The organism is Novipirellula caenicola, from assembly GCF_039545035.1.
Taxonomy (GTDB): Bacteria; Planctomycetota; Planctomycetia; order Pirellulales; family Pirellulaceae; genus Novipirellula; species Novipirellula caenicola.
The window spans coordinates 929,783-955,144 of the sequence record NZ_BAABRO010000001.1; the positions used below are offsets into that span (position 1 = coordinate 929,783).

The window sequence follows — 25,362 nt, forward strand, 5'->3', positions numbered from 1 at the left end:
AATTTAAAGCAAATCGAACGCTTCGGTGGCGGCAAAGAAGGAGTCCAGTGGTGCTTGGGTTTCGCCGTCATCATCCGCGTCGGCGTCCGCTACAATCACCGTTTGTGTGCCTAGTCGTGGCAAAATCGTTTCAGCGGCTCGCCATTTTAAGTGTGATGTGCCCCGCGGTAACGTTGTCACGTGGCTTTCGAATCCCCCCTCGTTCTCGTTCTCGCCCTCGGCGAGCACACGTGAATCCGCCGAATCCGCTCCGAAAACGGCGGTGGTGACCGCAACGTTCAGATCAGGTCCGCTATCGAATCGTGCTAATGCATTGATCACCTGCAACGCATCCAATGCGGTCACCAATTCGTCGCCGTTGACGTCAAAATAACGGTTGGGCCAATGGGTGGTGGCAAGCGGATTCTGCAATCGCCCGTCGTCGAGTGAATAGGATTTTGAATCGAGTTCATTGATCACCAACAATGCGTCCGCGGCGGTTATGGCTCCGTCATTATTCGTGTCGGTTTTGCGAATCAGATTTTGCCATGGCAATGGCAATCCCGTTTCGATGACGCGCGGAACCGGATCGCGATCATCCACAAGCGATCTCAGAAACACTCCATTGCGACCGCGTGCAGGTCCCATCCGCCAAGCCGCAGGATCGCTAAGCCGAAGTGTGCCGCCCGCGAAACTGCCCACCTGGATCAACTCATCATGAGGCGACAAACGTGACACCGCATCGGCATCGATAAACAGATCACTCGCCGCGTCTTCGGCAAGTTGGATGACGCCAAAATTGCTGGTTTGATACAGATCCTCCGTCAACCAAGCCGGTGTCGTCGATGTCAGAAACTGAAGCGTGTTTCGACCAGCAACGCCATCGAAGCGAAGGTCGATCGAATCGACAAGCGACGCAGGATCGAAGTCCAGCCGGAAGGTTTCATCTTCGCCGGTGCCAAGCACCCACACGGCTCCGCTTTGGATCACGATCCCGTCTCGGGTCGATGGCGTCTCGAGCGGCGTGCTTTGAAAACGAAGCCCATCGTGCTCGCGAGTGACGAAGAATCCTTTGCCGAGTGAACTGACGTTGGACGCCACCGTACTTTGGATCAGCGTCACCGCAACGTCGTCGCCAGCGATCCCGCCTGCGGAGACGCCGGCGTGGTTGCCGATGACCTCGCTACGAGTCAGCGTCAACGCTCCCTGATTCAATACGATCGCCCCTCCTTGGTTCGTGGCGACATTTCCCGTGATCACCGAGTCGTGCATCCGGATGTGAGCGTCATCGGCAAAGATCGCACCACCGTGATCGGCCTTGCCTCCGGTCAACGTCACCGATTGAAAATTCACGTGAACGCCGGGCTCGGCGAGCGAGAATAGACGACTTGTCCCGGCCGCATCGATGACCGTCACCTCCGATCCGTTGCCGGCGAAGACAAGATCGTCGCGAATTTCGATTTCACCAAGCCGAATTTGTAGCGGCGAGTCAAGCGACGAAGCAAACCGCACTTCAAATTCCCCTGGCGTCGTGTTTGCCAACTCGATGGCTTCACGTAGACTCATTTCCAAATTCGCAGCACCGCTAGGATCCGAGTCCGCTTGGTCTTCCGTGGTGGTGACGATCACAACCAAATCATTTTCGCTCTGCCGTTCGTAGGCTCCAATATCAACACGGCCTCCGATGTTACGAACGTACAAACTTCCACGTTGATCGGACGTTTCAAACGCAGGCGAACTCAAATCGCCTGCGTCGATCGCCAGCGACAGTGGAGCCAACGCGTGCGTCGGAGTCGGGCCACCGTTCATTGCCAACGGCTTCAATATCGTCGAGATCGGAATCTCGCCTCGCCCCTGCGGTGTGGGCTGCCCCACGATATTCGAATCACGTCCATGCAGCAGCCCTGCGGCCGACGCAGGATCGCCGATCAGATTGAAGGAACCGTTAAACGCACCGCCGAGTGTCGACAAATCGTTGTTCGCTAACGAATCGTTTCCGGCGACAATCGAATGAGTCATCGTCGTCACCGTGTAGGCCGCGACGATGCCACCGCCATGACCGTCGGCCGTGTTTCCCGAAATCGTGCTCTGCAGAATCTCGGACGCTCCGGTGAATAACAACAATCCACCGCCGTCGGAGGTCGCTTGATTACCCGAGATCGTACTCTGTTGAATTCGGCTTTGATTGCTGAGCATCGCTCCGCCACCAAATGCGGCTTGGTTATGGTCCAAAGTACTATTTTGGATCACCGTTTGGCTGCGGGATGCCGAATAGACTCCGCCGCCGAGTGTATCAGCGGTGTTCCCCGTGACGCGACTCTGCTGAAGCGTCAAATTTTCCGCTGACCAAATCGCGCCCCCACTACCCGAAACGCCCGTTCCACTTGCATGACCGCCAGTCAGTTGAAGATCGCGAATTTCCACGTCGATCGATCGGTTTGCATCGCCGTCGTTGATGGTAAACAGCCGTGAATTCCCTAGGCCATCGATCGACAAACGCGACGCCCCGAGTCCCACCAACTGCAAGTCGTCGCGGATGACCAATTCGCCCAGCGTCAACTCGATTACGCCTAGCGACAATGACGGATCGAATTCGATGCGATCGCTGCCGATACTTGCGTTTGCCAATTCAATCGCTTCACGCAAGCTAAGGTTCGACGGATCCGAGCCCAAGGCATCGACATCCCATTTGTCCTCGAGCGTGGTGACCATCCACCGATTGATGGACAAGGATGGCAACACAGTCGCGCGGCCGTCCACTTCTGAGTTCGCCGTGACCACTGAGTTCTCAGTAACCTGAATGACGACATCACTTGATCCGCCGGCTACTGCATCGACCGGACTCGGCGACGGCATCAAACCTGCCATCATCGGTCGCGTTTCGAGCGACTCGTGAACCAATCGGCGAAGGCGACTGTTTTGTCTCGTACGCGACACGATCGCCCCGGCCCCCGATCGGAATCGTCGGCGCCACGGTTTGTAATTCGTCAACAGTTGCAAGGGCCAATTCATAAGATCGACATTGTGGCCGATTCGCGTGGGGAATGCGATAGCCGAACTTGGAAAGCAGCAAGGCAAACTTGATCGAGTTTCGCGAGTCGATTTGCGAGACTAAATTTCCACAACCGCCCGGCCAACCATTTCTCCCGCCAAGATGGTCTCGACGAGCGAAGCCAGTTCGTCCATGGGGTGAACATGCGTCAGCGAATCGAGGTCATCAAGTTTCCACGGGCCTGCCAAACGCTGCCATATTTTTTGTCGTTCGGGCATCGGACACATCGCGGAATCGATTCCACACAACGTGATTCCACGCAGCAGGAATGGATAGACGGTGGTATGCAGTTCGTGTCCGCCGGTCAGTCCACAGGCCGCGATGCAGCCGCGGTACGACGTGGTTCGCAGCAGCGTTTCCAACATTTTCCCGCCCACCGTGTCGACCGCTCCGGCGTAGGCGGCACTCAAGAGCGGCCGTTTGCTTTCGTCTACAAACTCGTCGCGAGAAAGAACGGTGTCGACACCCCGCCGCTTCAAATTCGCATGCTCGCTTTCTTTTCCTGTCACCGCGATAACGGTGTAACCCAATTTCACCAGCAGCGAGATCGCCAGACTCGCGACACCGCCGGTCGCTCCGGTCACCACTACCGAACCCGATTCGGGCGTGACACCGTGGTCGATCAAGCCGCCCACACACTGAGCCGCTGTGAATCCAGCGGTGCCCAGCGCCATCGCCTGCACAGGCGTCAACGAATCAGGCAGCGGCACGGCCCACGAACCAGGGACGTCGATCTGTTCGGCCCAGGCTCCGAAATGTGTCACTCCCAATTGGTTTCCGGTTACGATCACCGCGTCACCGGGTTGGAACGAATCATCCTCGCTTTGAATCACCCGGCCAGCCGCATCAATGCCAGGGATGTGCGGGAACTTGCGAACGATCCCAGGGTGCCCTGTCGCCGCCAATGCGTCTTTGTAGTTTAGTGACGAGTATTCAACCTGGACTCGAATCCGTGGCGACGCCGTTACCGCCGCGTCCAAAATCGAGGTCGGTTGCTCGGTAAGCGAGGCACTCACTTCTCCCGATTCGTTTTTCTCGACCCAGAAACATCGCATCTTCTCTACTCCTTTTGCGTTAATATGATTTGTTCGCCATCGGACCACTGGACGGACACGTGAAACCGAAGCTTTGCCGACGTTTGTAACAGAGCCACCAAAGATTGCAATTCAGCAATCCTTCGTGACAACTCAGCCAATTGTTCCGCGTGAGACTTGATCGCAGTCCGGCGAGGCCGCAGGATTCGCCGCGCATCGGTTCCAGCACGATCGTAAATCGCTTCGACGTTGGCAATCTGCTGCTCCGCGAGGTCCGCTTGGCCAAGTAACGTGTTGGCAAAATTCGCGAGCCCCGTTTCGGTAAACGTCTGCCAAGCAAAACCCGGGTCCAATCGCCCGGCGATACGAATCTGACACGCTAACTTGGTGGTACATTTGACGTCAAACCGCAGCCCGACTCGCACGTTCTCGTTGTCTTTGAGTGTCAACACCGCAATCCCGCTGGTCCGACGCGGCGAAGCCGAATCAATCGGTTCGATCCATGCCTCTTCGATCTCTTCGGGCAGCTCAAATTCAATAACTAGCCTTGCAACCTTTGCCGGCAGCAATCCACCCAATTCCCAGCTGGGATGAAAATCCGATTGATCAAACGATAGCGGCCATGGGTCCGCCTCGATCCGCGGGCGAAAATAAATCACATTGCCCGTTGCATCTCGCAATCGACCATGCAGCAGCAGACCGGATTGAGAACTCGACTTGGCAGTTTCATGCCATTGAAACGCGAGTCCTGCTGAATCGCGACAAAACGAAGCCAGTAAGGTTTCACTGCGAGTGTCGTGAAGGTCCAGTACTGCGTCGGGATGCCCCGAAGCCGCCGGACTGCGTTTCATGGCGATCGGTATCGGCAGCGGAAACTCGAGCGACAGACGATCCAGGACCGCATCGTTGGCGGGCCAATCCCCGATCGGTTGCGTGACCGCAGTCTGCTGCACCGCCGGCAATTGCAGCGATTGCACTTTGACCGTCCGCACTCGTTGCGGTGACTCGGGGGCTTCGGTTTCGGGATGGGTTGCCAATGCGTCCACCGTGGCCTCATCGTTTTCACCACCAAGGACCGGCAGTGACGATCCATCGACCGCTGTCCTCTCGGTAAGCTCGGCTTCGGAATCCAGTTTTGATGATACCGCCGCCGCGTCGCCGAACGCCGGCGACGTTTCGAGACTCGATGGAATCATCTCGGGAACCAACGAATCGAAAGGAACTCGCAACGAGGCATCCGCCAGCGAGGAATCAGGCAGTAAGGAATCCGGCAGTGAGGGCTCAGCATCAAGCGATGGATCGGTCATGCTAAACGACTCGAGTGTCTGCGCCGGCAACGTTTCCAGTGCGTTACTTGCGCTGCCGGAGGCAACGGCGGCAGAGGATCGACCGCGTGAGTTTGATCCAGTCGCGTCGGACGGGCCGGATGACTTTGTGTTTGATGAGTTGGTGTCGGGCGAGATGTCATTGGGGGCCCCCGCCAGGAACGACGAACGGCTTGCCAACCACCAACTCGACCCGAGCACCACGATGGCGATCGCCGCGGCGACGGCAAGACGCTCGGGCGAGGCCGACCGGCGACGTCGTCGTTGATTTGGCTCGGTCGCCGATAACGCGACATCAGCCTCGTCGCAGTTTTCGATCGGCAAGCAGTGCTGTTCGATCGCCAAGTAACGCTCTGTGTCGTCATCGGCAGCGTCCTCGCTCGATCGCAGCGATCCAAACGCTGTTGGTTGGTCGTGTGTCGTTGGCGGCAACGTGATCCCGCCGCGGATCTGGTTGCGAAAATCGGCGAGCCGCTGCTGGTTGATCGTGTCCACATCCGCAACGGACTTGGGGGATACCGAATCGACCGCTGCGGATTGATCCCGAGTCGATGGACTTGCGCGAACGCCGACCGTGCCATGTTCATCGACCAACCAATCCGCCAGATCGATTGGGGGCAGCGGTTGGCCGGTACGCGACGCGATGTCATCGGCGATCGCTCGGGCTTGTTCGCACCACAGCTGGGCGATATCCGTCGGCGGCGGTCCGAGACGCAACAGGAGATTGCGAACCGATTCGCAATCCGCAGCAGGGAGATGACTCATGTCGACAACCGCCTTTTCGGTGATCGATACTTCACCGGCCTGCTTCACCGGGCTGGATGGACCTTGGTAAAGGGGCGGCCCAGGCGAAGGCCGATGATAGCAATTTTTGATATTGACCGGAAAATTTTTCCTGAGCGTATCTGCCGGAATAACCAAACCTTCGCGTCCGGTTGTGCCGATAAATCCGCGTGAAGGAGTTGTGTCGGACATTCCAGAATCGTGATTTTTCAGGATTCAATGTACGGCATGATTTGCTTCAAAGCCAATCGAGGGGGAAAAAGGTGGGCTTGGTTTTGATCGTTGCGATATCGCGTCGAGAGGGATCAACTAAACCTGAGGCTGTTACGGCGAGGGTCGCGGTAACGGTCATCGATAGCAACGGTCCAGCGGATGGTCCAACATTGCTTCGTTCCCGCTTTTGACACCCCGGCTTTTCCATACCGGCCGATAGCGAGGCGGCGATTGCCGCGGAGACGTTTGCAATGCACCGAATGATTCCAATAAAAGCGACCTGTTTAACTCTGTTTGCCACGGCGGTCTTTGCGTTTTGGGCTGGTCTTCCCGAAGCACAGGCACAACCGCCCCGCGTGGTTCACGCCGACATGGACTATGCCGGAAGCGGCTATGTCACGCCTGCTGGCATGGTCCCGCCGACAATGTACGACGGTATGGCGATGCCATTGGGTATGTCGAGCGGCGTGATGCCCGTCGGTTACCATGGCCCGGCTTGCGATACCGGCGGTTGCGACATGGCGTACGGCGGCGGCATGATCGGCGGCGGCTGTGACGGTGGCTGCGATGGCAGCTGCGGCGGCGCGTGCGGCTATGGCGACGACGAATGTGACCCTGGAATTTTCGGTGGTTGCCGATGCGGTTCCTGTTGCATGCTCGGACGCGGCGGATTGTTGGGTCGCATCGGCCAAAACGCCACCGCGTGCGGTGGATGCGGTCGCGAAGGCTGCCGAGCCTGTGGTGGCCGCACCAACCTACGCTTCTTGTGCATGTTCTGTCGCGGCGATGGTTGCGAAGCATGCCAATTCTGGGGCCGCGGTTATCTGAAAGGTGCGATCGGAAGCTTGCTGCCTTACCAAGACGCCGGCAAATGTGCTCAACGTTGGTACGACCTATCCGCCGACGTCATGTTCCTAAGCCATAACAACGGCAACGGAAACCAAGTCATCACCACGCAAGGGATCAGCGGGACTCCGGTTCTGAACATTGGCGACGCCGACGGCGATGACCTCGAAGCCGGTATGCGACTCTCTGCTGCGTTCATCTTCGGAGCCGGTGGCAACATGGAATTCACCTACATGGGCGGCCAAGAGTGGGACGGACGGGCAACCGTCAACGACGAAAATGCTCAGCTGTTCTCGGTGATTAGCAATTTTGGCGTCGATCCCGCAGGCGGATTCGATGATACCGATCAATCGCTTAGCCAATCGGTTGCGACCGAAAGCAGCTTCGACAGCTTTGAATTGAACTATCGTCGCCGCACCGTTGGACCGTACTGCCGCTTTCAAGGCTCGTGGTTGGTAGGTCTTCGCCACCTCCGCTACGACGACCGCTTGATTTACTCGACCGTCGGACTGGACAACAACGGTACCGGCAGCGATCGCCGCTTCTTCACCTCGAGCGACCGAAACAAGAACCGCCTGTTTGGCCCTCAAGCTGGTTTTGACCTGTGGTACAACGTGATGCCTGGTATCAATCTTGGAATCGGAGCCAAGGGAGCTTGGATGCAGAACGATATCAAACGCAATTCGTTCCTGGCGTTCAACTCCGAAGCCGCCGGTGCCACTCCAGGCTCGGTCACGTTTGACGATGGCAATCAAGACTCTACCGTGATGGGAGAATTTGAAGCCACGATGCTGTATCGCATCAGTCATTCCTGGACGTTTCGATCGGCCTACCACGTGATCGGAGTGGACGACGTTCGCTTCGGAACGCTGGACGCCAACAATATCCGCAGTTTCTCGGATTCGCTTCCCGGATCGACTCCAGGACCAAACCGAAACCAAACCGACCAATTGGTGATCCATGGTTTCTCGTTCGGTGCCGAATACATTTGGTAGCCATCTGCAACACGGCTGACCCATCATCCAAAATCCCGCGAATGATCATTCGCGGGATTTTTTTTGCGCGCCGGGGCAACTTCTCTTTAAAACGCCGCACCGCGACGTCCGCTACGGTTTTCAGACCGAGCCTAGATGGTGGTGACCGGCAGCCCGCTGTGACGTGAACACCCGTCACCCTGACGCGTGCTCCGCCCCCCAGCAAAAGGGATTCTTGGGTCCAAGCACGCCGCTGTGATGTCCATTTAGACCGATTTTTCGGGGCATCCGGAACTTCCGTTGCGAATGACGCGTCCGAAGTGCAGCGTTTCGTTGACACCTCTAAGGGTGCAATTAGAATCGCAACTCGTCCCTTTTCCCCTAGGTCCCTCACATTTGCAATCTCTTTCCTATTGTGACTATGTTTCGGAATGGGAAGGCGTTCACTAAATAGCCGATGGCGCCCAGTCGCATCAACCGATGCAGTTTAAAGCGCCCCCAAGCAATTTAGAGTTCCGCACGATGGATCGCACCGAGTCGTTGGCTGGTTCTCCGGTCTTTGACTGGCGAGAATGAAGAGCGGCTTGCGGAAAAGAGCGACATAATTACGACCGAAGACGAATACATCCACCTCGCAGCGTCATTGATTTGACGCCCTTGGGCAGACCGTGGCAAAACCGGCATTGTCACGTGAATCCCTTGGCAGAACGTTTGGCAAGAGACCCTCGATGATCAAACGCAGTGAATCGATCCAAGCATCGACATCTAGCGATCCCCAACCCACCCGCACTTCCCGTAAACGCGTCAAACGTGACAAGGCGTCGCGAGGGCTGCGTAAGCGATCGCTGATGCTCGAAGGCCTCGAACAACGTCAAATGATGGCCGGGGATGCTCTGTCCTCGATCGTGACGTCCGCGTTGGGCAAGTACCCCGAACCACGCAACGTGGGTACTGTCACGGCATTTTCTGCGATCGAAGCCGAAGCATTGACTGCCCGCGGCCAGAATGACTCGTTTGAAACCGCGCAGCTGCTGCCGCTCGGCAATGCCGCCGGTCAACGCAACACGATTGACTTGGTCGGCAATGCCAACTTTGAAATCATGCCGCAGACGGGGCTGATTCGAACCGACCTCGATTTTTACGCGGTCGATTTGAAAGCCGGAGATATTTTTGACATCTCGGTACGTGGCTCGGTCGACACCATCGCCGTCTACGATGAGAACGGGCGATTGTGGTTCAGCACCGATGTCAACAATGGGCAATTTGGCTACACGTTTAATTCCCCACTGCAAACGCTTGGCAATGCCGCTGCCGCACAAGTTGTCCCTGAGGATGGCCGTTATTACTTCATCGCCGCTCCGAGTACGACACCGGGTGCGTACACCTATGGTTTGCGAACCTATCGTCCGGTAACCGAATCGCTTGCCGTTGGCCAGCAACAGATTCTGTATCTCGATTTTGACGGCGGTTTCTATGCGGCAGATCAGTTCAGTCGATTTATTCCCACGGGCGGTTTTGTCAATATTCCTAGCCTGCAAGACTCACTTGCGCTGTTGAACATTGACGATTTCGATGTCGCCTCGACGAATCGTCTGATCCGCCAAGTCGTCGAAGAAGTCGAACTGCACTTCCAATCGATTGCCACCAATGGATCCAACGGCGACTTTGATGCCACAGGGATTGCTGGACAATACGGCATCGAGATTCGTAACAGTTTGGACGATCCCGATCCTGGGTTCAACAATCCTTTGGTCACTCGCGTCGTCATTGGCGGCACGAATGCGGATTTGGGTGCCATCGGTGGAGGCTTACTCGGCGTGTCACCGTCCGGAGACATTGGCAACTTTAACCCGAGTGAAATCGTTCTTTCGCCGCTCGACTTGGTGCTAGCGTATTCAACTCAATTCAATCTCGCCTCCAATGCCTCCGCCCTCGACGCAATCGCCCGTACGATTGCGGTGACCGCTTCTCACGAAGCCGCTCACTCCTTCGGCATGGAGCATACCAACGGTCTCAATAATGTCGGGTCGCTTATTGACGGCGTGGGGCCTCGCGTTCCTGAGTTCGATTTAGGGGTCGGCAACGACCAAATCTTTGGCACCCCCGACGACACTGAAATCGAGTTCGTCGTCGATCAATTCGATCCAGCGGGAAGCTACGTCGGAACTCAGTTTGTCCCGCAAGCACTATCTTGGGTGTTGTCGACCGGTCAACGCGGTGGAGGAATCACCGGGCGAGTCTTTAACGACTTGGATCGCAGTGGTACCGGAAACGGTGACCAAGGTCTCGCAGGCGTTACCGTGTTCGCCGACATCAATGGCAACCAAGTCGCAGATCCAAGCGAACCTACGGCCGTCACCAATGCATCCGGCCAATATACGTTGACCGCCGCTCCGGGCACGTACAACATCATTGCCACGGCGCCGGTCAATTTCGTAGCGAGCACGCCGACGTCTCGATCGACAACCGTTACGCTCAATGGTGTATCCGGCATCGACTTTGGCTTTACCCAGGTTCGCGCCGACATCACCGGTACCAAATTCAGCGACAACGATGGCGACGGGCTGCGTGATCCTGATGAACCGGGCATCGCAGGCGTTTACATCTACTTGGATTTGGACGGCGACGATCGACCTGACCTCGGCGAACCCAACGCAGTCACCAAGGCGGACGGATCGTATTCAATCAATTTCCCGGGCCCTGGCACCTACACGATTCGCGAAGTCGTGGAAGCCGGATTTGTGCAAACCTTCCCTGCCGGTGGCGAATGGACTGTCGTCTTTGATGGCTCAGCCGTCTTTGACAAGGACTTTGGCAACCTGCCATCACGTGACTTCGGCGACGCTCCGAACACCTATTTGACGACCGAGGCGGTCGGGGGTGCATCACACGGCATCACCACCGGTTTGACGATTGGGGCGACGGTCGACCGTGAATTGGATGGTCAACCGAGCGTTGGCGCCGATGGTGACGACAACAATGGAAACGACGACGAAGATGGCGTGGTCCAAGCGACGCCGTTTGGTTTGGGATCGACCGGCCAGTTTTCAGTCACGGTCACCAATACCTCCGGCAGCCCTGCCTACTTGCAAGGCTTCGTCGACTTCAACGGTGACGGGACGTTCAACGCCAGCAACGAAAAGCTGACCGAAATTCTCATTCCTAGCGGCGTCACCGGCGCGACTCGAACCGTTCCCGTCCCCGTTCCCTCGAACGCGATCACCGGCACGACTTACGCCCGATTCCGTTTGAGCCAAACTCAGGGTCTTGGCCCAGCCGGTTTTGCAGAAACCGGTGAAGTCGAAGACGTTCAGATCTCCATTTTGCCAACCAACAATGTTGCCAATGACGATCTGAATCTGCAAGTTTCTCGCAACAGTCCTCCGGTACGACTGAACGTATTGGCGAACGATTTCGAGACGCCTGGAAACCCATTGACGATCGTTTCGTTCAATAACAACGGCACCAACGGCACCGTGCGAATTGCCGATGACGACGGTGGACGATCGATCTTCTACACACCGCAAAACGGCTTCACCGGACGCGACGTGTTCACCTACACCGTTAGCGACGCGTTCAACAACTTCTACACCGCCACGGTGACCGTGGATGTCACGTTCCAATCGAACGTCCCGATCGCGATTGACGACACCTTCAACATTCCCGAAGGCTCGCAGAACCGCGCCCTGAACGTCTTGGACAACGATGTCGCTAGTTTGTCAGGCGGATTGTCGATCGCCAGCGTAACACCGGGAAGTGCCGGAGGAACGGTCACGATCATCGGCGGCGGCCAATCGCTCCGCTACACGCCGGCCAGCAACTTCACCGGCACCGAACAGTTCACCTACAGCATCCAGGACGGAGCAGGTTCGACCTCGAGTGCGCAAGTCACGATCAATCTGTTGCCTGGATCGCAAGCCGATGACCTGGTCGATTATTCGATCGAGTTCCTGGACCCGCTGAACAACACCCCGATCACCAATTTGCAACTCAATCCGACCGACCCGACGGCGAACCGATTCAGCGTTCGCGTGTTGGTCGACGAACTTGACCTTGCCAACGTGCGTGACCCCGAAGGCGTTGCGTCGGCGTTCCTGGATTTGTTGTACACCGACGAATTGGTCAAAACGGTCGCCTCCAACGCCAACCCTGCGTTTCCGTTTGACATCACCTTTGGCCCGCTGTTTTCCGGCGGTACATTCCAGCAAGGTAACTCTCAGAAACCTGGTTTGATCGACGATGTCGGTGGAGTTCAAATCGTCAACAACCCGACGCCATTTACTGGCAAAGCCGAGTTGTTCACGATCACCTTTGAAGCCTTGTCACCAGGCGTCGCGGTCTTTACCGCCGACCCTGCGGATGATCCTCGCAGCGAAACCGTGCTGCTTGGACAAGACGTTGCGTTGACGCCGAGCCAGCTTCGTTTGGGTCAAAACGAATTTGTGATCTTCGCGAGCGATGGAACGTTTGTCACCGCAGTGGATGATGCGTTCATGCAAGGCGTCGATTCGACCGGTGCCACCATTTCGGCATCGTCGGCGACCGCGGCCCGATTGAACGTGCTGGACAATGATCAATTTGCCGGCAAGACGCTGCAGGAATTCGGCGTCACCGTGCAGCCACAAAACGGCACGATCACGGTCAATAACAACAACACGCCAAGCGATCTGAGCGACGACTTTTTCAACTATCGTCCGAGCAACAATCCAACGGCAACCGGATTTGACCAATTCACCTATGTCATCGTGACCGACGAAGGCATCCGCAGCACGGCTCAAGTCACTTTGGCCTACGGCAATGCCAATGCGGATGACGAAGTGTTGATCGGATTGAACTTGGTCAACGCTGGCGGGCAACCGATCACCAGCAGCCAAATCAATGTCGGTGATCGCTTTGGAGTTCAAGTCAACGTCGAAGACTTGCGAAACAGCAGCACGTTCGTGTTCGCCGGCTTCTTGGACATGCTGTACGATTCCGATTCGATTCGTCCAGCAAATACCAACCTGGGTGACCGATTCAATTTCGATGTCGCCTTTGGCACGAACTTCAACGCTGCTGCCGGTGTGGGAACCGCGGCTCGACCGGGAATCATCGACGAATTCGGAAGCGTCAGCAACCAAACCAACGCATCCGCCAGCAACTTCCCGAACCTGAATCCAACCCGATTGGCCACGATCTTCTTTGATGCCATCGCTCCGGGGCAAAGCATTATCGCCGCGTCGCCTGCCGATGCATCGCCGTTCCAGGACACGCTGTTGTTCCAGGAAGATGATCCGGTGCCGACGTCGCAGATTCGCTACGAAGCGCTGAACATCACGGTCGGAACAAGTGGACAAGGCGAATCGCCGCTGCAGAACACGCGGCTGCCTGCGGACGTCAACAATGACGGTCAAGTGACTCCGATCGACGCGTTGCACGTGATCAACGAAATGGCGCGAGCAACACCTGGCAGTGGTGCTGAGGGTGAATCGATCTTCGTCAGCTCCTATTACGTCGACGTCAACGGTGACCGAGCCGTCACCGCGCTGGACGCACTGCAGGTCATCAACGAACTAAGTCGTCGTGTGCAACCGAGCGGTGTCAGTGGTGAGGGCGAACAAGTCGCCACCGCAATGATCGAGACGACCGACTCGTCACAACCGGTTGAACCTGTCACGGATTCGGTGTTCGCTGAATTCTCGGGTTCGAACGACAAGGTGGTGTCGGTTGATACCCCCACGGGCCAGTCGACCACGAATGTGGCCTTGGCAAGCGGTTTCGAAAGCGGCAGCGATGACGACGACGAAGTGCTCGATTTGCTGGCCGATGACTTAGCCGGACTGCTTGGCTAAATGAACGTCGCCCAGCTCTAATGACGGAGCGGCGGCGTGCTATCTTTTTTACCCGCGCCGTGCCGCTATTTGATTAGACGGCATTGGCGCTCGGTAGCCCCCGAAACTCTTGGCGGCTTGTTGATTTAGTGCTCCGCGACGCGTCAGCGGCCGGGTCTCACGCACGCCCCGGTGACTTACGGCCCGCGGCTCACCCATTGCGAATGGAGTTTGGATTAAATCAACAAACTCTTGGCGAGTTTCGCTACGGAATGTTTTACATCCTGTGCCCAACCCGCTAACCGCAACGACGCAGACCGGCGCCGGGCTACCGCGCTGCTGAGAAAGCCGCCCGTCGGTCGTCCTTGAGGTTGCTAACCATCACGCTGGCGGTCGATGGGGAAACAAATTTCTTATCCCCGCTTCAAATCTTGGCAAGCTGGTTAAACTAGGTGGAAAATCGTCTACCTGTTTACTCGCAATCACGATGTTGCCGCAGTGAAAACCCTATCGCCAGTCTGTCTTCCGCTGATCCGAGTCAGCTTCTTGTTCGCCCTCGTGCTGTGCGGTTGGCCAGCCGCCCACGCCCAATTCCTGCCGAATTCGAAGCACAGCGATTCGACGGATCGATTCTTTCAAATCGATTCCTGGCTGCCGACGCCGACGGACACCAGGACGGCATCGGGGGCCCCCGGTCCAGGTTATTGGCAACAACGTGCTGATTATGAGATCGACGTCACGTTGGATGATGCGAACCAGCGAATTCGCGGTACGGTAGCGATCGACTATCACAATCAATCTCCGCATCCACTGTCCTACGTGTGGTTGCAGTTGGATCAAAACATTTTCAAGCCCGATTCGGATGCGGTCACCACCGCGCCGGCACCGTCGATGTATCCGCGAGTCCAATTCAGCGCCATTCGTTCGCTGTTGGCCCGTTCGACGTTCGAAGGCGGCTACAACATCAAATCGGTCACTGATGGCGATGATCAACCGCTGCCTCATTCCATTGTCAAAACGATGATGCGGATCGATTTACCAGAGCCACTCGCCCCCGGGGCCTCGACGGAACTGAAGGTCAAATACAGTTACAACATTGTCGACAGCAAAATCATCCGCGCTCGCAGTGGCTACGAGTATTTCGAGAAAGACGAAAACTACCTTTACGAAATCGCTCAGTGGTATCCACGAGTGGTGGCCTACACCGACTACACCGGTTGGCAACACAAACAATTTCTTGGCCGCGGCGAATTCACACTTGAATTGGGTGATTTTGACGTTCGCATTACGGTGCCAAGCGACATGGTCGTCGCCGCGACCGGTGAACTACAGAATGCCGAAGACGTCTTGAATCCGCAGTGGATCGAACGACTCGAATCATCTCGGTCGGCCGAAAAACCGGTGATGATCATCACTCCCGAAGAGGCCAAAGCGAACGAAACCAGTCGTGCGAAGGGGACCAAAACGTGGGCATTTCAAGCCAAGCAAGTCCGCGATTTTGCCTTTGCCGCCAGCCGCAAATTCATTTGGGATGCGATGGGCGTCGAGGTCGAAGGCAAGACCGTGATGGCCATGTCGTACTACCCCAACGAAGGCAACCCGCTGTGGAGCACTTATTCGACCGAAGCGATCGCGCACACGATCGAAGTCTACGGTCGTTACGCGTTCCCCTATCCCTACCCGGTTGCGATCAGTGTTAACGGGCCTGTGTACGGGATGGAATATCCGATGATTTGTTTCAACGGTCCGCGTCCCGAGGACGACGGGACGTACAGCAAGGCAACCAAGTACGGATTGATCTCGGTGATCATTCACGAAGTCGGCCATAACTTCTTTCCCATGATCGTCAACAGCGACGAGCGTCAATGGACATGGATGGACGAAGGGCTGAACACGTTCCTGCAATACTTGACCGAACAGGAATGGGAAGAGGATTATCCGTCAGGCCGCGGCGAACCTGCCAAGATGGTTCCCTACATGAAGGGTGGTGGACAACGTCCGATCATGACCGGCAGCGAAGAGATCTTGAGTTTCGGCAACAACGCCTACGGCAAACCGGCAACCGCACTGAACATTTTGCGGGAAACGATCCTCGGCCGCGAGCTGTTTGATTTTGCGTTCCGAGAGTATGCATTGCGATGGCGTTTCAAACGCCCCACCCCTGCCGATTTCTTCCGCACCATGGAAGACGCTTCGGGAATCGACTTGGATTGGTTTTGGCGTGGTTGGTTCTATAGCACCGATCACGTGGATATCGCGATCAGCGACGTGCGGCTTTACCAAATTGACAGCGGCGATCCGGAAGTCAACGCCGAGATCAAACGTCAAGAACGCGACAAAAAAGAACCTTCGATTTCAAAAGAACGTAACGCGGACTTGCCCCGCCGAATTGACCTGCAACCAGGTCTGAAGGACTTTTACAACAGCCCCGACTATGACGAACACAAAGTCGAGGAGTCGGATCGCAAGGCGTACCAAAAATTCCTCGACGGACTCGAAGCCGATGAACGTGCGTTGCTGCGACGAAAAACCAATTTTTACGTTGTCACATTCCGAAACGTCGGCGGATTGGTGATGCCGATCATCGTCCGCATCCACTACACCGACAACACCAGCGAAACGGTTACCATTCCGGCTCAGATTTGGCGAAGCAACAGCAAGCAAGTGGACAAGTTGTTTGTCACCGAAAAGGAGATCGCTCGTTTGCAATTGGATCCCAAACAACAAACCGCCGACGCCGAGGAATCCAACAACTATTGGCCACCCCGGCTCGTTCCAAGTCGCTTTAAGTTGTTCAAGAGCGAAACGAGCAAGAATCCAATGCAAAAGGCGCTGAAGCCCGATGTCGACACCTCCGAAGCCGCCAAGAAAGACGGCGAGAAACAATCGGAGGACGAAAACGAATCGGACGACAAAAAGGATGACGCCCCAGACGGAAAACCCGAGGTAAAAACCGACGCGAAATCGGCGAAGGAGGCTGCCAAAGAAAAGCGAGACGAAACCAAGTCGAGCAAAACGCCTAACTCGCGGTCCAAGGCCACGCCTCGTAAAAAACCTTCGGCCTAATTTCCTTTCTCACTCTCTCGTTCGGATCGATCATGTTCCAAGCACTACTGTTCCTGGTGATGATGCACCCGGTCCACGAAACCGTCAGCGAGGTCCAGTGGAATCCTGAAAGCAAACGCTTCGAGATCGCACTGCGACTTCATATCCTTGACCAGCAATGGATCGAACAGCAAGCGGACAAATCGGCCGGTATCGAAACTGCGGCCGTGCGTTATTTGAACAAGACGTTTCAGATCCGCCCGGTCGGTGGGAACGCGGAAAAAAATACCGATCGCAAACCCTCCAAGGCGAAAATCCATTGGGTGGGCCGCAAGGACGAAGGGTCGCACGTGTGGTGGTATTTCGAACTGCAACCGACGTTACCCGAAACCGCTTCGGCGTCGCAAAGCGAATCGGCCAACGAAGTCCCCAAGTTCGAAATCACACAGCGGATGTTCTTTGAACGACAAGAAGGGTTCCGCAATCGCGTAATCTTGCTTGGGGAACTGTCCAAAACCGCAATCACCCTTACAATCGAGCATCCAACCGCCCCTCTGGAAGAATCGATTGATGAGCAATCCGGCCAACCCCGGCAACTCCGCGAATAAACCCTCACCACTGAAATTGACGGCCGAGGTGATTTCGATCGGCGATGAGATGACCAGCGGAGCGCGGCTGGACACCAATTCTCAGTGGCTCAGCCAACGGCTGGGCGAACTCGGCGTCGAAGTCCGATTCCAAACCACCGTCGGCGACATGTTGCGAGACAACATCGACGTCTTTCAAATCGCTGCGGATCGCGTCGATATCGTTATCTGCAGTGGAGGACTTGGGCCGACGCAGGACGACCTGACTCGCGAAGCCCTGGCCGAAGTGGTCGACGAACCGCTCGAATTTCGTCAACAGGCCATGGATCATATCGAAGGGCTGTTCGGAGCACGCAAACGACCGATGCCCGAACGGAATCGGGTGCAAGCGATGTTTCCGAGATCCAGCCAAATCATCCCTAATCCGCAGGGGACCGCTCCGGGGATTGATTTGTTGATCGACCGAGGCCACTCGACCGCATGTCGCGTGTTTGCATTGCCAGGCGTCCCGGCCGAGATGAAATTGATGTTCAACGAAACCGTGTCGCACCAGATTGCGGAAATGTCCGGTGGCGGCAATGTGATCCAGCACCATGTCATGAAATTCTTTGGCACGGGCGAAAGCGACATGGAATCACGACTGGGTGACATGATCGCTCGCGACCGCCAACCTCGCGTCGGCATCACCGTTAGCGAGGCGACCCTCTCGCTACGCATCACCGCGATGGCCGATTCGCTGCAGCGGTGTACCGAGCAGATTGCAAGCACCAAAACGGAAATCCTTAACCGCGTCGGCGAGCTCTATTTCGGCGACGGAGAAAACTACGAGCAATATCACGCGATTGATTCCATGCTGCGGGCTCGCGACGAATCGCTTGCGGTATTGGAACTTGGCTTCGCTGCACCGCTGGGGCATTGGTTCGCCTCGCTGGGCGAGACGCCGGCGTATCGCGGTGGGTTGTCGTTGGCAGCGATGCCCGAGACGCCGCTGGACCAGATTCAATCACAATTTGGGGCGGATTGGTTGCTGGTCGTTGACGGATATCCGGCGATTCCCGGCGATTTAGTAGGGCATGTCCCGGCGTGCGACGTCCGATTGTTGATTGTCACAGCGGACGGGACAACGCACGAAAAATCGATTCACATCGGCGGCCATCCCGAAATTTTGCAGCCGCGAATTGGAAAAGCCGCCATGGCATGGCTGCGAAGTGTGGTCTCGCAATCGCGAAAGGCATAGGATAATAAAACATCCCCCCGCTTCGTTTCTCCCAATTGCGAATGGAACCATGTCACGACTGATTGCGACCGTTGGTTTTGCGTTGATGATGACCGCCATGACATCCACGTCGGTGGCCGCGGACGAACCGGCGACCGGCGAACATCCAAACGCTCCAGCTGAGACGTCAGATTCTCAAACCGACGCGCGGGCCGAACGAATCTCGAACTACCTGACGGGTGCTAAATTTGTCGGCAAATTCACGGTCGACGGCAAAGACGACGCGGCTCCGAAAACGGAAGAGTATACGATCAGCAAATGTGAAAAGTTAGCCGAAAAGGACCTCTACCGGCTGACCGCCCGGATCAAATACGGAGAGGTTGATAGTGAAATTCCGATGGACCTGCCGATCTTGTTCGCGGGCAACACTCCAGTGATCACGCTGAACTCACTGAGTCTTCCTGGCATGGGAACCTTCAGTGCTCGCGTGTTGATTCACGATGGCCGCTACTCAGGAACTTGGCAACACGACCAGGTCGGAGGCCATCTGTTTGGCAAGATTGTCAAAGAGTGAGTGACCACCGACGCAGTCGAGCAGATTACAATCAGCTCTGATTCCCAACTCGACGCGTACGAGAGGGAATTATTATCTTGACGTGGCCCCTCGCTGACGTGTTTTGAGGTTGCGCGTTTGTATTTAGGGGCAAAGCCCCGGACGTTTACCTAGCCCAGCCCAACGGGCTGGGACCAAGAGAGCCAATGAATGGAAGGGCCAACGGTCCGGCCGTTTACTCGGATCTACTGACGTCGGCTGGTAAATGGCCGGGCCTTTGGCCCTTAGGTGTCTTGGCAGCAAACCTGGCCCGTTGGACCAGGCTAGGCAAATTGCTGGGCCTTTGGCCCGGAGAACGTCGAAAATCGCAACATCAAAACTGACGCGTCGGGTTGTGATAAAATCACGAGTTCAATCCGAGCAAGTCCGCCCACAGCATTGGACAGTCGAACGGATCACATTCCACTTCCGTGCTTTCCTCTCCCCAACGCTCCTACCCCAAGAGTCCACACCATGCTTCGCTTTGTTGTCAGTTCTGTGTTCACGTTGTCGTTGGTCGTCACTGCGGTGGCTGAAGAGCCAAACAAAACCGTATTCAGTGACGACTTTGAAATCGGCCATGATCGTTGGCAAATGCTTGACCCTGCGACCTGGAAACTTTCCACCCACGATGGCAACTCGACGATCGAAATCACCGAGCGGGGAAGCGAATACAAGCCGCCCGTTCGCAGCCCTGGGCATGTCGCGTTGATTCGTGATTTGGAACTGGGCAGCTTCCAAATTGACTTTCGCGTCCGTAGCACCAAAGACACCGGCAACCACCGCGACTGCTGTGTCTTTTTCAATTACCAAGACGACCAGCATTTCTATTACGTGCACCTGGGTGCAAAACCCGATCCGCACAGCGGGCAAATCATGATCGTCAACGAAGCGCCGCGATTGGCACTGACGAAAAATGAACGACTGACTCCGTGGGATGACCAATGGCACAAAGTCCGAGTGACCCGCGATGTTGAATCGGGAAAAATCGACGTGTTCTTTGATGACATGAGCAAACCGCACATGTCCGTCACCGACAAAACCTTCAAAAAAGGGCAAATCGGGCTCGGTTCGTTTGACGACCTGAACGAATTTGACGATGTCGTCGTCCGCCGGCTGTAGGGCAGAAAACTCGCCTATTCCGGATAAAACGCGGGATTACCTCGATTTGCTGCAAGGCCCAGCGGGCGTGGTTTGTCGGTTTTCGCAAAAGCCACTATCCTTGACTGTAGAAGAACCAACGCTCCACCTCGTTCGAGGCGGAAACACGGCTGTCACCAAGGGCTCATTGAGAATGAATCGGATCCTCCCATCGAAACTCGTTCGTCACGCGATCACGCTTGTCGTTTTGCTATTGGCCTGTGTGCTAGCGGGTGCGGCGACACTGTATGCCCAGGTGGTCGCAGAACCGCCCAATGAGCAAAAAACGAAAGCGGACGCGGCCAAATCGGATGTGGTTGAATCCGAAGCGGCGTACATCCGGGTCGACGAGACCGACGATGGTAAACCCCGGGCACTGCAAACCGCGATCGTTCGCTATGTTGGCGAACCTGATACTCCGTTTGCCGGCCACGTGGTCGATTTGGTCGGCGTGGTTCACATCGGGCAAAGCGAATACTATGCCGAGCTAAGCGAGCGGTTGGCAAAGTACGACACGGTGCTGTACGAATTGGTCGCTCCCGATGGCACACGGTTTCGCCCCGAGGATCTGAAGAACCGCCGATCGATCCTGTCGTCGATGCAATCGGGCATGAAAGAGATGCTGGGTCTGGAATACCAGCTCGAAAAGATTGACTACATGTCCAAGAACTTTCGGCATGCGGACATGAGTCCCGAAGAGTTTGTCGAAGATTTGAACCGACGTGGCGACAGCATCTGGAAGATGGGAGCTCGTATGATGGGCGCCGGGTTAGCGTCGCAAGCCGCGTCCGGCGGCGAAGCCGGTATGCTGATGGCTCTATTTAGCGACAACCGGGCGAAGCATTTGAAACAATTGATGTCGCGGCAAATGGTCGATATCGATTCGGTCACCGCCGGATTGGATGACGCCAACGGTGAGAACACGTTGATCAAAGGACGCAATGCCAAGGCCTTTGAAGTGCTCCGCGAAGAACTCGAAGCGGGCAAAAAGAAGATTGCTGTATTTTATGGCGCCGGTCACCTGCCTGATATGGCCGACCGAATGGAAAAGGATTTTCAAATGAAACGGACGAAAACCATGTGGCTTGATGGCTGGGATTTGACACGTAATTAAGGATGGCGGGCCGAGCCCTCGACTTGCAACCCGATACGGAACGTTTGCTGTTCGCATCGAGACGCTGCGTTTCCCATGCAATCAGTTCAACCACTTTACGCCCGCCAGGGGTTGCCCGAAGATGCAGGTTGCAATGACAACAGGAAATAGGTCGGTGCATGCGAAGTGAGTCAGAGCCATCGGAGAAGGATCCGGTCGACGTTTGCACGCCACAGAACGATTCGTTTTACCAGCAGCTACGTCAAAACAAAGACGCTTCGTTCACCGGGCGTTTGTTGTTAGATGAATCACGGCTCAACGCGGTCCGCGAGCGATTCCGAAACGTTGGCGATTCGGTGGCAACCCAATCGCTGGGCTCCGCCGCACCGGATGACGACTTCGAAACGCCTCTGCAGATTGGGCGTTTCGCCATCCGTGGCATCTTAGGTGTCGGCGGGTTTTCAACCGTCTATCGCGCTCATGACGAGATGTTGCAACGCGAGGTCGCGCTAAAATCGTTTCGCCGAAATCGCGATGCGGCGACGGATGACGAAGATCCTCGGTTGTTCGAAGCTCGCGCGGCCGCTCGTTTGAACCACCCCTATTTGGTCCCGCTGTACGAAGCGTTCCAAGACTCGCAATCGGTCTATCTCGTTTCCGAGTACTGCGAGGGGCCGACGCTTGCTCAATGGTTAAAAGAACACTCAGGTCCGGTCGATCCGTCGGTGGTGGGTGACACGATCTTGCGTTTAGCCGATGCGATCGTGCATGTCCACGAACGTGGTCTCGTTCATCGTGACATCAAACCACAAAACATCCTGCTGCAACCCGACTCGACGAGTAGCCAGTCGTCCCAATTGTCGCCTCGGTTAACCGACTTTGGACTCGTCCGCGATCTTTTTTCCGAAACGCAAGCCGACTCGGATGAACGCATGGTCGGAACGCTTCACTACATGGCTCCCGAGCAAGTGCTATACAGCGAACAAACGCATGGTGAATCGTGCGATATTTTTTCGCTTGGCGTGCTGACCTATCGAATGCTGACGGGACTCCTGCCCCACCGCGGCAGAAACGCGGAAGAGGTATTTGAATCGATCTGCTTCGCAAAGCCCGTTGCGCCACGCCTCATCTCGCGTGGCATCCCCAGGGACCTCGAAGCAATCTGCCTGAAATGCCTTGCCAAAGATCCCGCACAACGTTACGCCAGTGCGAGCGAATTGACGGCGGACCTGAACCGGTGGCGACAAGGATTGATGGTCCACGCTCGCCCTCGTTCGCTCGCCGAACGAACCATCCACGCCGCTCGCAGGTCACCGCTGGAAACGGGACTGCTAGCCACGGTGTTTCTGCTCATCGCCGGTGGTGCCATGGTGCTCGCCAATAGCAATCGTCGTCTCGCCGACAAACAAAAATCGCTGCAGCTCGCGTTAGCCAACATCCAAATCCGCAAAGAAATCGCGATCCGTCAGGAACATCAAACGCGTGTGCAACGAGATCGTGCAAAAGAACAAGAACGGATTGCGACTCAAACCGCCTACCATTCCGATCTGCGATACGCTTATTCGTCGTTGGCGAGCAAGAGTCCGGCCAAGGCGATTCAGATTGCCGAGTCGATCGAGCGATTTGCCGCAGGGGTGATTCCCATTGGCGATGATTTACGACTTTTGAAATCCCAGGCGAGCAAAGGTTGGTATTCCTTGGCTCCGCATGCCACTCGGATCCGTGACGTACTGATTTTGAAGCAAAGCGATCGCGGCCTTGTCGCCAGCGAAGATGGAACCATCCGGATTCATCGCCTCGACAATGCAGAGCTGTCGCAAGAATTTGTGCTTCCCGATGACACGCGTGTCTATTCGGTGGCAGTCACGGCCGACGAAACCTTGATGGCCGTCGGCAAACAAATCGCCGAAGATGGCGAGTGGTTAGAAACACGCAACGAGGTTGAGTTCATTGCCTTGGACGGTTCACTGCCTCCAGCACCGTTGACCGATTTTCCCACCACCATCCAATCGCTTGCCTTCAGTCCCGACAACACTCGCATCGCGGTCGGTTGCCGCTACGAACCGATTCAGATTTTCTCGGTACATCCGAAGGAGACGGCATCGACGAACGTCCCCGTTGTCTCGATTGACGCACCTCGTCGAAACCACGACATCACCTTTTCACCGAACGGCAAACAATTGCTGACGTTGAAACAGCAAAACATGCCGCAGCTGGTTCACGTCGATAACCCATCGATCACCGAGGAATTCGATTTGGAAAAACTGGTTTATCGAATGGCTTTGTCCGAAGATGGGCGTTATCTCGTCTGCACCTTCTCGCATGCTGACTATTTGCATCTGTTTGATTTGGAATCGCCAAATCGAAAAATCCAACTCGAACAACCGATCGGCAACCCCAATTGCGTGGCAATCTCGGACCAGGGGGATCAAGTCGTCGCCGGTTTTCACAACGGAACGATCGTCACGTGGGACTTGAATACAACCATCGCAAATGCGGCCGAAGAAACCGTGGACCATCCAAGCGTGCTGGATCCAACCGGTATCAAGGTTCTACACAACGGCACCGTGACCGAGATCTCGATCGATGACCGCGGTCACATTCTTAGCGGCGGTGAAGATGGGTCCGTTGCGATTAGCCCGTCTCGCGCGATCGTGGCCCCTTCGATTGCCACGGCTGAACATTCCACCGACGCAGCGCTGACGCACGACGGAAAAATCGCACTGCTGGCGTGTGCCAATTCAGAGGTCCTCTGGATTGATACGAAAACCTTGCAAATCAATCAGGTGCAGACTCCCCGCCTCGGCGAGTTACCGACGCAAATCAAAATCTCACCGAACGATCATTGGTTTAGCGTGGGATACGACAATGGCAACGCTCAGCTGGTCAATCTCTTGAAACCGACGGTCTCGTACTCGGTCATGTGTCCGGAATGCGAGACGGAGGACCAAAGAAGCGTCCACGTCGACTTTGGCTTTGACGGCAATCAGATGCTCGTCTCTTCTGACCGTGGCTACGAGATCAAATTGTGCCAACTGCCGACAATATCCAGCGAGCCCGACCACCCCGGTAACGAACTGGTGACGGTCGGCCGATTACGATTACCCGTGGACCATCGCACCTGCCTGCTGCACCGGACGAATCAATGTTTGTTGTTTGGCGAATACATCGGAGAATATCGATTCGATGAAGGCGACGGAAACGTGGTCTCACGTGGAGTGAACCAATTCCGTGCGGCTTGCACCGATCATGCCACGAAGAGAATTTTTTCGGCGGCGTTTGATGGCCGAATTCGGCTGCATGATTGGCAAGGCCATATCTTGAAAACCGGCAACCGCTGGGAATCCGATGACAACGACCAGCGGCGGTGGCCGGAAATGACGGCGATCACGATCACGCCCGATTGCGAAAGTTTGTTGACCGGCGGCCATGATGGATCGATCGCCATTTGGAACTCGCGGGATTTGCGGTTCATTGGCACCTTGATCCCCGCGAACCACCTCGGCCCAATCACCAACATTGCCTTCGCGGACGACGGCCGACTGTGGATGTATCACCAGCGGATGAACGATCCTGATCACCCGCAGCCGGGTCTGAAAATTCAGTGGATCCAGTAGCTCGCTTCCGAAGGACCACGATGTCGATTGTTCCTGACATCGAAATCAAATCGAGG

12 protein-coding genes are annotated in these 25,362 nt (G+C 56.0%); 9 read left to right on the top strand and 3 right to left on the bottom strand.

Going from position 1 to position 25,362, the window contains the following annotated elements; genetic code table 11:
* Positions 1–3: 3 nt before the first annotated feature.
* The 3 genes from ABEA92_RS03090 to ABEA92_RS03100 all read right to left on the bottom strand — a co-directional run bounded on the left by ABEA92_RS03090 (position 4) and on the right by ABEA92_RS03100 (position 6,365).
* Positions 4–2,991: a choice-of-anchor Q domain-containing protein gene (locus ABEA92_RS03090; RefSeq protein ID WP_345682323.1), complete on the bottom strand. Its 2,988-nt coding sequence runs from the start codon at positions 2,989–2,991 to the stop codon at positions 4–6.
* Between the two features lie 99 nt (positions 2,992–3,090).
* Entirely contained in the window at positions 3,091–4,086 is a 996-nt protein-coding gene (locus ABEA92_RS03095) for a YhdH/YhfP family quinone oxidoreductase (RefSeq protein ID WP_345682324.1), read from the bottom strand.
* A 5-nt stretch (positions 4,087–4,091) separates the two neighbouring features.
* Positions 4,092–6,365, bottom strand: coding sequence for a hypothetical protein (locus ABEA92_RS03100; RefSeq protein ID WP_345682325.1), 2,274 nt, complete (start codon positions 6,363–6,365; stop codon positions 4,092–4,094).
* Between the two features lie 281 nt (positions 6,366–6,646).
* On the opposite strand from ABEA92_RS03100, the gene ABEA92_RS03105 reads away from it, so the two are divergent.
* The 9 genes from ABEA92_RS03105 to ABEA92_RS03145 all read left to right on the top strand — a co-directional run bounded on the left by ABEA92_RS03105 (position 6,647) and on the right by ABEA92_RS03145 (position 25,306).
* Entirely contained in the window at positions 6,647–8,227 is a 1,581-nt protein-coding gene (locus ABEA92_RS03105) for a hypothetical protein (protein ID WP_345682326.1), read from the top strand.
* A 707-nt stretch (positions 8,228–8,934) separates the two neighbouring features.
* Entirely contained in the window at positions 8,935–14,037 is a 5,103-nt protein-coding gene (locus tag ABEA92_RS03110; RefSeq protein WP_345682327.1) for an Ig-like domain-containing protein, read from the top strand.
* A 477-nt stretch (positions 14,038–14,514) separates the two neighbouring features.
* Positions 14,515–17,082: a M1 family aminopeptidase gene (locus ABEA92_RS03115; protein ID WP_425572383.1), complete on the top strand. Its 2,568-nt coding sequence runs from the start codon at positions 14,515–14,517 to the stop codon at positions 17,080–17,082.
* Between the two features lie 32 nt (positions 17,083–17,114).
* A complete protein-coding gene (locus ABEA92_RS03120; protein WP_345682328.1) occupies positions 17,115–17,669 on the top strand; it encodes a DUF6702 family protein in 555 nt (184 codons plus the stop codon).
* Positions 17,632–18,885 (top strand): competence/damage-inducible protein A, encoded by a 1,254-nt coding sequence (locus ABEA92_RS03125; RefSeq protein WP_345682329.1) that lies wholly within the window; start codon positions 17,632–17,634, stop codon positions 18,883–18,885. The genes ABEA92_RS03120 and ABEA92_RS03125 overlap by 38 nt, the downstream gene beginning before the upstream one ends.
* Before the next feature lie 49 nt (positions 18,886–18,934).
* Entirely contained in the window at positions 18,935–19,438 is a 504-nt protein-coding gene (locus ABEA92_RS03130) for a hypothetical protein (protein ID WP_345682330.1), read from the top strand.
* Positions 19,439–19,930: 492 nt separating this feature from the next.
* Positions 19,931–20,578 carry a hypothetical protein gene (locus ABEA92_RS03135; RefSeq protein ID WP_345682331.1) on the top strand — a complete coding sequence of 216 codons (648 nt, stop codon included), beginning with the start codon at positions 19,931–19,933 and terminating at the stop codon, positions 20,576–20,578.
* A gap of 172 nt (positions 20,579–20,750) precedes the next feature.
* Positions 20,751–21,710, top strand: a complete 960-nt coding sequence (locus ABEA92_RS03140; RefSeq protein ID WP_345682332.1) for a hypothetical protein — start codon at positions 20,751–20,753, stop codon at positions 21,708–21,710.
* A gap of 158 nt (positions 21,711–21,868) precedes the next feature.
* On the top strand, positions 21,869–25,306 hold the full coding sequence (locus ABEA92_RS03145; RefSeq protein WP_345682333.1) for a protein kinase domain-containing protein: 3,438 nt from the start codon (positions 21,869–21,871) through the stop codon (positions 25,304–25,306).
* Positions 25,307–25,362: the final 56 nt, after the last annotated feature.